General features: G+C 38.9%; 10 protein-coding genes. All 10 read left to right on the top strand.

Going from position 1 to position 9783, the window contains the following annotated elements:
* Positions 1-541 (top strand): ABC transporter permease subunit (locus ED2_RS04275; RefSeq protein WP_164703917.1); only part of this gene is annotated, 541 nt, incomplete at its 5' end.
* A gap of 3 nt (positions 542-544) precedes the next feature.
* Complete coding sequence (locus ED2_RS04270) at positions 545-1396, top strand: sugar ABC transporter permease (protein WP_005877615.1); 852 nt, start codon at positions 545-547, stop codon at positions 1394-1396.
* 10 nt (positions 1397-1406) lie between these two features.
* On the top strand, positions 1407-2222 hold the full coding sequence (locus ED2_RS04265) for a hypothetical protein (protein ID WP_005877618.1): 816 nt from the start codon (positions 1407-1409) through the stop codon (positions 2220-2222).
* A gap of 154 nt (positions 2223-2376) precedes the next feature.
* Entirely contained in the window at positions 2377-3543 is a 1167-nt protein-coding gene (locus ED2_RS04260) for a class I SAM-dependent methyltransferase (RefSeq protein ID WP_016176628.1), read from the top strand.
* A gap of 183 nt (positions 3544-3726) precedes the next feature.
* Positions 3727-4362, top strand: a complete 636-nt coding sequence (locus ED2_RS04255; protein WP_016176629.1) for a PepSY domain-containing protein — start codon at positions 3727-3729, stop codon at positions 4360-4362.
* Positions 4363-4439: 77 nt separating this feature from the next.
* The gene (locus ED2_RS04250; RefSeq protein WP_016176630.1) at positions 4440-5384 is read left to right on the top strand and encodes a dihydroorotate oxidase; all 945 of its coding nucleotides are present in this window, start codon (positions 4440-4442) and stop codon (positions 5382-5384) included.
* A gap of 295 nt (positions 5385-5679) precedes the next feature.
* On the top strand, positions 5680-5961 hold the full coding sequence (locus tag ED2_RS04245) for a metal-sensitive transcriptional regulator (protein ID WP_005877626.1): 282 nt from the start codon (positions 5680-5682) through the stop codon (positions 5959-5961).
* A 10-nt stretch (positions 5962-5971) separates the two neighbouring features.
* Positions 5972-7333 (top strand): MATE family efflux transporter, encoded by a 1362-nt coding sequence (locus ED2_RS04240; RefSeq protein ID WP_016176631.1) that lies wholly within the window; start codon positions 5972-5974, stop codon positions 7331-7333.
* Positions 7334-7439: 106 nt separating this feature from the next.
* Positions 7440-8891 (top strand): amidase, encoded by a 1452-nt coding sequence (locus tag ED2_RS04235; RefSeq protein WP_016176632.1) that lies wholly within the window; start codon positions 7440-7442, stop codon positions 8889-8891.
* Between the two features lie 202 nt (positions 8892-9093).
* Positions 9094-9783 (top strand): hypothetical protein, encoded by a 690-nt coding sequence (locus ED2_RS04230; RefSeq protein ID WP_016176633.1) that lies wholly within the window; start codon positions 9094-9096, stop codon positions 9781-9783.

Here is a 9783-nt window from a genome sequence, read left to right as displayed (position 1 = left end):
CAACGACAGTGTCGGAGCAATCAATACACAAGTCATTCCATTTTTGAATAATCTGCCATTTGTTGATATTAGTGCTATTTCATGGAAAACAGATCCTAATTGGACAAAAGTAGCAATCATCATGGTCCAAGGCTGGCTAGGCTTCCCGTATATCTATGTGATGGTTACAGGGATCTTGCAGTCGATTTCAGAGGATCTATATGAAGCAGCAAAAATCGATGGAGCAAATGCTTGGAAACGTTTTTCAAATATCACTTTGCCGGCGATTTTTCTCGTAGCTGCACCAACGTTCATTACTCAATATACAGGAAACTTCAATAACTTCTCAATGATCTATCTGTTTAATAATGGTGGTCCTGGTAGTGTTGGTGGCGGTGCCGGTTCTACAGATATTCTGATCTCATGGATCTATAAATTGACAACAGGAACGTCTCCACAGTATTCCATGGCTTCTGCGATCACGTTGATCATTTCTGCGATCGTTATCTGTGTCTCCTTGCTGGTGTTCAAAAAGACAAATGCGTTCAATATGGAGGACTAAACGATGAAAAAATTTAATTCAAGCGCAAAATTCCAACGAAGAGTTTCTCATTTTTTTACCTATCTATTTCTTATTCTTCTATCGATCATCATTATTTATCCATTGCTGATCACTGCTAGTACGGCATTCAAATCAGGAAATATTGCAGCATTCAGTTTAGATCTATCGAGTGATTGGACACTTGATAATTTTACTCGGTTATTCAGCGAAACGTTATATGGCACATGGTATAAAAACACGTTGGTCATTTCGATCTTGACAATGGCTATCCAAGTAACGGTGGTGACATTGGCTGGTTATACGTATAGCCGCTATCGTTTCGTTGGTCGAAAATCAAGTTTGATGTTCTTCTTGGTGATCCAGATGGTTCCGACGATGGCTGCATTGACCGCTTTCTATGTGATGGCGTTTCTACTCGGTGCATTAGATCACTATTGGTTCTTGACGATGATCTATATCGGGGGAGGAATCCCAATGAATACCTGGTTGATGAAGGGGTATTTCGATACAGTCCCAATCGATTTAGATGAATCCGCTAAATTAGATGGAGCAGGTCATTTCCGTATTTTCTTGCAGATCGTTTTGCCATTGGTCAAACCGATGCTCGCGGTTCAAGCTTTATGGGCGTTCATGGGACCATTTGGTGATTTCATGTTAGCGAAATTCTTACTTCGTACACCAGAAAACCAAACAGTCGCTGTAGGGTTACAAACGTTCATCTCTGATGTAACGAATCAGCGGGTCTCATTATTTGCCGCTGGAGCCATCTTGATTGCATTGCCGATTTGTTTATTATTCTTCTTTTTACAAAAAAACTTTGTCACAGGATTGACTTCTGGAGGAACAAAAGGATAGAGGTGTTAATATGCAAACATTCCCATTGAATTATTTTTCTGCTTTAATTGGACCTAGGCAGTTATTTGCAGGGAGAAAACAGCTTTCATGGCTTAACTTCAGTTTGATCTTTCTTTTCTTAGTATCATTGATGGTTGTGCCTGTCACCCTGTTTTATGCCAATCAAGTAAAAGCAATTCCTATGGCACAATTTTTGACAGTTGAATCGCTGATCGATCAACCAGGAGTCGATCGTTTTTCACAATTAAAAGTAGTAAATGGTGAATTGGAGTCAGCGCCAATGATCATTAGTGAATCGGATGATCTACTCATTGGTACTGATCTATCAAAAGCACAACAATCTGAAAAAAATGCATTCATCAACTTTGAAAAAAACAATTGGACGATCCAACAAAAAGAAGGGGATACAACTAGAACGTATCAAATGAATTATCTTTCTTCAATTGACCCTGCTAGTGTGACTACGCCGCAAGAATTCCAACTCTTTCTTGAACAAGCGTTTTATGCCAGCAATCGGCCAACGATAATCCTTTCATATAGTCTGAGTCTTGGGATCATTTTGTTCATCATGACTGCGCTGATCCTATTTGGCGCTGCATTCTTCTTGTGGATGACACGAAAAAGCCGTTTCTCTTCCATTCATACATTTAAAGAGAGTGCGAATCTGATGCTGAATGTGATTGGGGTTGGTTCAATTATTTCCGCTGTAGTAGGGTTGGTCCATTTTGATTTTGTACTGATGTTAGGAATCCAATCAACGGTTGCTGTATTGCTGCTTTTATGGATTTTTGCTAAGACTGGATTTAAAGATGAGCCGATCAAGTGACGACTATCTTGAATTATGAGAGAATGTATGCGGAAAAAATGAAAATTTGACGTGTTTTGAGAAAAATTTCTGAAAAAAAGAGACCTTCTTAGTTGATTCTTTTAATTTTTAGTATTAACGTTATAGGGTAGTTTTTTTTTTAAGGAGGAAAATCATGTTAGAGAAGACTTTATACAATCAATTATTTTCACATTCTTTCTCACTTCCAGTTGAAGTTACTTATTGGGATGGTACGACAAAACAATACGGAGATACGGGTAATCCTCCCCAAATCAAAATCAATATCCACGAAGAAATCCCTATGAAAGAGATCACCAATAATGCATCTCTTGCGTTAGGTGAAGCTTATATGGATCATCGCATCGAGATTGAGGGAAGTATCCAAGCATTGATCAATGATGCTTATCAACAAGCAAATAGTTTTTTACGGGGAAAAGATTATCTAAAATGGCTTCCTAAAAAAGAGAAGCATACCAAGCAACAAAACAAAGAAGATATCCACTCTCATTATGATCTAGGAAATGATTTTTATGAAATGTGGCTTGACCCTACATTGACTTATTCTTGTGCATACTTCGAAACTCCAGAAGATACGCTTGAACAAGCACAAATCAATAAAGTACACCATATACTAGACAAATTGTTCATTAAAGAAAATGAAACATTACTTGATATCGGTTGTGGCTGGGGAACACTGATGTTTACTGCAGCGAAAGAATATAACTTGAAAACGACGGGTATCACATTAAGTGAAGAACAATATAACCATATCACTAAAAAAATCAAAGAAGAACATCTTGAAGATCAATGTCGTGTCCTACTCATGGACTACCGCGAGCTTAAAGGCGAAACATTTGACCATATTACCAGTGTAGGGATGTTCGAACATGTCGGTTCTGATAATCTTGAAGGTTATTTCAAAGTAGTGAAAAACTTATTGAATCCTAAAGGAACAGCATTGATCCATGGAATCAGTCGTCAACAAGGTGGCGCAACAAATGCTTGGATCAATAAATATATTTTCCCAGGTGGTTATGTTCCTGGCGTCACTGAATTAGTCGATAATATCACTAAAAACGATCTTCAATTGATCGATTTGGAAAGCTTACGCCGTGACTATCAATTAACACTAGAACATTGGACGAAAAATTTCCACGCGGTACAAGACAAAGTCACTGAAAAAATGGGTGATTCTTTCTACCGAATGTGGGATATGTATTTGCAAGCTTGTGCAGCTTCCTTTGAATCAAGCAATATTGATGTAATCCAAAATCTATTAGTTCAACCAGGTAACAATGATATTCCAATGCACCGTGCATAATCGTTGAAAGTAGCAAGAAAAATGAATGCCTCTCAAAAGTTAGAACCAACTTTTGAGAGGCATTTTTGATTTCTTTGCTGCTTTTTTTATTTAAAAGAACAAATAGTATAAAAATGACTTTTACTTTTTTCTTCTGTATACTGAAAGAAACCGGATTATTTATGAAAGAAGGGATATGAAAAAATGAAAACAAAAGTTATTTATTGTGGGTTATTTTCTTTATTTCTACTTGCAGGTTGCCAGCCGACAAAGTCTGAGAATTCATCTGTAAGTCAAACGACAGCTACTACTATGACCACTATGACAAGCGATACAACAAGTACAGGAACTTCTGCTAAAGAAAGCAGTCAAAGGAGTACAGGAAATGAGACAAATCAAGTGATCAAAGTTTCTGTCACAAAAGCAATTGAACTTTTCCAAAACAAATACCCAGATGCTGAAGTGACGAGTTTAGAATTGGATAGTGATTGGGGAAGCTATTTTTACAAGATCGAAGGTGCCGATGACCAAAATGAATATGAAGTAAAAATCGATGCCAATACAGAAGATCTGGAAGCTCAAACGCCTGAAAAACTCGATTCAGATGACAGCCAAAAGAAAGAAGAAGATGCTTTAGATACAACGAATTTGTTGTCAACGGAGGAAGCTGCTCAAAAAGCAGTTGAAAAAGTTGGTGGAGGTACAGCAACTGATTGGGATCTAGATAAAGACTTAGGCACCACTTATTGGGAAGTAAAAGTCGAAAATGGGAAACAAACAACGAAGGTAAAATTAAATAGTCAAACAGGTGAGGTTCTTTCCACAGAAACAGAGGATTGATTTTTATCAACTCTTAGTTGCATTTTTTAGAGAGAATGATACACTGGAAAAAATGATTTATCAAAGGAGAGAATAACTTGACGCTAGAAACGACTTTTTTCAATCATACTTTTGCAAATCCTTTTATGAATGCCTCGGGTGTCCACTGTATGACTGTCAGCGAATTGGCTGAATTGGACCGTTCATCCGCAGGAGCTTTTATTACCAAGAGTTGTACACTCACTGAACGTGCCGGCAATCCAGAACCACGTTACTTTGACGTTCCACTAGGTAGTATCAACTCCATGGGATTACCAAATCTTGGCTTTTCTTATTATCTTGACTACGCATTAGCATATGAGAAAGAAAACGAAGGGAAACAGCCTTTGTTCTTTTCGATTGCGGGTATGAGCGCAGCTGGAAACTTAGAGATGCTGACGATGATTGAAAATAGTGCGTTCAAAGGAATCACAGAGTTAAATCTTTCTTGTCCCAATGTTCCAGGAAAACCTCAGTTGGCATATGATTTTGACGCTACATTCGATTTATTGAAACAAGTCTTTGCTCGCTTCACGAAACCATTAGGAATCAAACTTCCTCCGTATTTTGATTTCGCACATTTTGATCAAATGGCAGCGATCTTGAATCAATTTCCGTTGACTTATGTCAATTCGATCAACAGTATCGGGAATGGATTATATATCGATCCGAAAAGTGATTCAGTGGTCATCAAACCAAAAGACGGTTTTGGTGGATTAGGCGGCGAGTATGTAAAACCAACTGCGTTAGCCAATGTTCGAGCGTTTTATACACGATTGAACCCTGAAATCAAAATTATCGGTACAGGGGGTATCCGTAATGGGCAGGATGCCTATGAGCATCTCCTATGTGGCGCCACGATGCTGCAGATCGGCACTGAACTCCATAAAGAAGGCCCAGCGATTTTTGACCGTATCACAAAAGAGTTAGCAGTGATCATGGAAGAAAAAGGCTACGACTCGATTGCTGAGTTTCGTGGAAAATTGAAAACGATGAATGAATGAAACGAATGATGTGATGCGAGTTTTAAAAATCAATTGCAATGAAAATGGATTTTAAAACTCGCATTTTTCATTCGGAAATTCGTTGGATAACTAAATCTATTAAACAGAATATTACAAAACCAGACAAAAGCGTTCCTAGCTTTTGTCTCTTTTTTATATACTCTTGTGGCGATAAAAGCAGCTATCGAGAGGATTTGATCCTATAAAAAGTTTTCTTTGACAACTAATAAACAAAAGCATATATTCATAGGGGATGGGGGGTACCCCCATAGAACTATTTTGGAGGGGTTATCGTATGTCACATTTGATCGAACACCATAACGAAGAGTTGATCAAACGCTTGAATAAAATCGAAGGACAAGTAGTGGGTATCAAGAAAATGGTCAACTCGAATAAAGATTATGCTGATATTTTGATCCAATTGAATTCCGCGCGATCAGCGATTCAAAAAATAAGTCAGATTCTTTTGGAAGCTCAAGCCGATCATTCGTTGATGCATGTAAGTGAAGGTGCTAATTTATTGGAAGAGATGGACCATTTAAAACGTGTGATTACCCAATATAATAAAATGAATTGAGTGATGGAAGATGGATATAAGAGAGCCAGGATCAAATAACGACTCAACTATTAAAAGAAAATTGATCAAGTTGGCGCTTCCTGCCACGATCGAAAATATATTGGAAACCTCTGTTGGGTTCATCGATTCTTTGATGATCGCACAAATTGGGTTGTTTGCTGTGGCAGGAATAGGTATAGCCAATGCAATATTAAATGTTTATATTGCTGTATTTATTGCTTTAGGGATCGGCACATCCTCTTTGATTTCTAGAAATATCGGAGCGGGAGATAGTGAAAAAGCAACATTGATTGCTAAACAGTCATTATTGTTAGCAATTGTTTCAGGTCTAATCTTAGGTCTGGTAAGTTTTCTGGTAGGACCGCAGCTGTTGGATTTAATGGGTGCGACAAAACAGACCTTTGACTATGCATTACAATTTTTCAGTATTGTAGGTGGCGGATCAATTGCTATTGCCACGATGATTTTATTGGGAAGTATGTTACGAGCAATCGGTGATACGAAGTCCCCGATGAAAATCGGCTTTATCACCAATCTTCTGAATATCATCCTCGACTACATATTGATTTTTGGTTTAGGACCGATACCGGCTTTTGGTGTAGTGGGAACAGCTATCGGCACGCTGATTGCAAGAGTCTTAGGAACTATTTTATTGTATCGAAAAGCGCAATCATCCGTTCTAGCATTTCCTTTCATGTCACTATTCCAACGTAGCAATTATCAGGAATTACTGAAGCTCTCATTTCCTGCGGCTTTAGAGCGCCTGGTTATGCGCTTAGGACAAGTATTGTATTTTGGCTTGATCGTAGCCATTGGTGCTAAAACTTATTCCGCCCATTCGATTGCAGGAAGCATTGAAAGTTTTGTCTATATGCCAGCGTATGGATTAGCTACCGCAGCCGCAACTTTAGCAGGAAACAGTATTGGAAAAAAAGAGTTTGAAGAAACGAAACGTGTGGCTCTTTATGCTGTTAAATACGGGGTCATTGTATTAAGTATACTAGGTATAGGATTGTTTTTTGGCACACCCTATATTGCACCTTGGTTTACAACTGACGCTGAGGCAATCAAGCAAATCACTATTGCGCTTAGAATCGATGCATTCAATCAACCAGGATTAGCTATCAGTTTGATATTAGCTGGTGTGTTACAAGGAATGGGAGATACCAAAACGCCTCTCTACAGCACGGCCTTCGGGATGTGGGTCACACGAGTCTTAGGTGTGCTACTGTTGGGGAAAGTATTGAATCTAGGAATTGCAGGTGTGTGGGTAGCGATTGGGATTGATTTATACGTACGTTCGCTTTTTTTAACTTATCGTTTCAAACGAAATATCCGAATGTTAAAGAAGAATCAAATACCTTCACTATAAAAAATTGGTGGCAAGTAGCAAATCGGAAGAAGACGCACTGGTTGCAAACGAAATCATTGTACAATTAGAAGGGTTATGGGAAAATTATAGAAAAGGAGTGATACACTTGAAAGATGGAATTGAACTAGCAAGGCAACTGAAAAGCAAACAGTTGAGTTATGAGGAGTTAATGGCAGATATCATAAAAAAAGTCAATGAGAAAAATCCTGCACTAAATGCTCTAGTCACTTTCGAGCCTGAGAAGATACTGGATGAGAAGAGACAATTCAATGAAAAATCAGACCATCCGCTACATGGTGTACCATTCCCGCTGAAAATGCTTGGTCAAGAGAAAAAAGGCTGGCTGGCAACTTTTGGCTCCAGATTATTTCAAACACAACGAGCATCAAAAAATTCCAACTTTGTCAATCAAGTGGAATCTATCGGTCTTATGCCATTAGGACAAACAAATTCACCAGAATTTGGCTTTAAAAATATAACCGATGCTCAGATCTATGGTCCAGCTAGAAATCCTTGGAATACAGATTATTCACCTGGTGGCTCAAGTGGTGGTGCAGCAGCAGTTGTCGCTTCTGGTATCCTACCATTGGCTGGTGCCAGCGATGGGGGAGGATCGATTCGGATTCCAGCATCTTTTTGCGGACTTATCGGGTTAAAGCCTTCCAGAGGAACGATGCCTGTAGGTCCACAAGCTTGGCGAGGGTGGCAAGGTGCGGCAATTGATTTTGGCTTAACCGTTTCGATGAGAGATACAAAAGCGTTGTTTACTGGACTACGAGGAATACACACTGGTGCTCCTTATCAAGTAGCGCCAGCAGAATGGCAAACGCATGAAAAGAAAAAACACTTGAAAATCGCTGTTTGTACTGCATCACCGATTGGATCAGTTATCAGTGAAGAAGCAAAGCAAGCTGTAGCGAACGCAGTGCTATTTTTAGAGCAACAAGGACATGAAGTAATCGAGATCAACTATCCATTGGATGGACGTCGGCTTATCCAATCGTATTATCAAATGAATGGAGCAGAGACCGCGGCGATGATCCAGTCTATCGAGGATGGCTTAGGTCGACAAGTCCGACAAACAGAACTTGAACCGATCTCTTGGACATTATTACAGTATGGAAATAAAGTGTCAGCGTCTACTTATATTCGCTCGTTGCATGTTTGGGATCATGCAGCTATAACAATGGAAGAATTATTCCAAGAGGTTGATCTGTTTCTTTCCCCAACCACTGCCTTTTCTGCTCCTGAAGTAGCAAGAGATCTCCAAAGCGATGCGATTCGAGAAAAAATTGCAAATATCCAAGAATACAATGAAAAAGAAAGCTTAGAAGTCATCTCAGAGATGTTTGAAGAGAGCTTGCAAATTACGCCATATACGCAACTAGCAAACTTGACCGGTCAGCCAGCAATTAGTTTACCAACACATCTGACGAAAGACTTCTTACCGCTGGGTATCCAATTCATGGCAGCTAGAGGAAGAGAAGACTTGTTGTTTCAGATAGGTGAGTTATTTGAGGAACATGGAAAATTCCATTTACCACCTAGCTATCGGTAATAATGCAAGAATGAAAGAAAAGACGCAACAAATAAAAAAGAACTAGCACTGTAACTCTAAGTAAGATCGATTGAAAGACGGAAACAAAAGTCACCGCTTGAGGCACTTTGTTCCCGTCTTTTTTACTATTTATATCCAGATAGATTTTTTCTTGGATTTAAGGTACAATAAAAAAAGCGAAAATATGTTCGGAGGTGGGGTCTTGAAAACTCCTTTGACAATCGAAATGGAATCTTCTCTTTATCAATATTGTATCGAACAAGGTGGGATCGTCGTAGAAGAGGTAACCATGCCAGAAGATCAAGGAATCGTAGATACGTTAAGTTGTCTGACAAAATTCGATGGCAGTACAGAATGGCGTTGTTATGAATTAAAAGTAACGAAGGCTGATTTCCGTTCAACGGCAAAATTATCTTTTGTAGGCCACTATAATTATTTTGTGTTACCAAGCACGCTTTACGAAGACGTCAAAGATGAAATACCCACAGACATCGGGGTGTTAGTCTATCGTCCCTATGCGTTAGAGGAAGAAATGCCTGCTTCAGGGACTTTTTTTATTGCAAAAAAAGCAAGAAAAAGAGAGCTGGGTGTGGCAGAGGAGGCATTGACGAATCGTTTCATGGCTTCGTTATTCCGAGAAGTAAGAAAAGCGAAGCAAATGGAACGCGGCGTGAAGTATTTTCCAACGGATCAATTGTATAAAGAATTGAAAAAGCGCTCTGATAGTCAAAATCCTTTTGCTAAAGAACGGTATTATGAACGTTTTATTGAAGAAACGGAAAATCAAGCGATCCAAGATTTGAAAGAAGAAGTCTATGCGTTACAACAAGACTATGAATATCTACGTCAACAAAAACAAGTCAAACGTTTACCGACGGAACCATTGGAGTGA

Source organism: Enterococcus durans NBRC 100479 = LMG 10746 (assembly GCF_001544215.1).
Lineage (GTDB): Bacteria > Bacillota > Bacilli > Lactobacillales > Enterococcaceae > Enterococcus_B > Enterococcus_B durans.
The sequence above is the reverse complement of the archived record's forward strand: the minus strand, read 5'-3'. Positions and strand labels throughout refer to the sequence as shown.

Coding starts and splice junctions, on each gene's coding strand:
- ED2_RS04270 (WP_005877615.1), top strand. CDS start 545: ATGAAAAAATTTAATTCAAGCGCAAAATTCCAACGAAGAGTTTCTCAT.
- ED2_RS04265 (WP_005877618.1), top strand. CDS start 1,407: ATGCAAACATTCCCATTGAATTATTTTTCTGCTTTAATTGGACCTAGG.
- ED2_RS04260 (WP_016176628.1), top strand. CDS start 2,377: ATGTTAGAGAAGACTTTATACAATCAATTATTTTCACATTCTTTCTCA.
- ED2_RS04255 (WP_016176629.1), top strand. CDS start 3,727: ATGAAAACAAAAGTTATTTATTGTGGGTTATTTTCTTTATTTCTACTT.
- ED2_RS04245 (WP_005877626.1), top strand. CDS start 5,680: ATGTCACATTTGATCGAACACCATAACGAAGAGTTGATCAAACGCTTG.
- ED2_RS04240 (WP_016176631.1), top strand. CDS start 5,972: ATGGATATAAGAGAGCCAGGATCAAATAACGACTCAACTATTAAAAGA.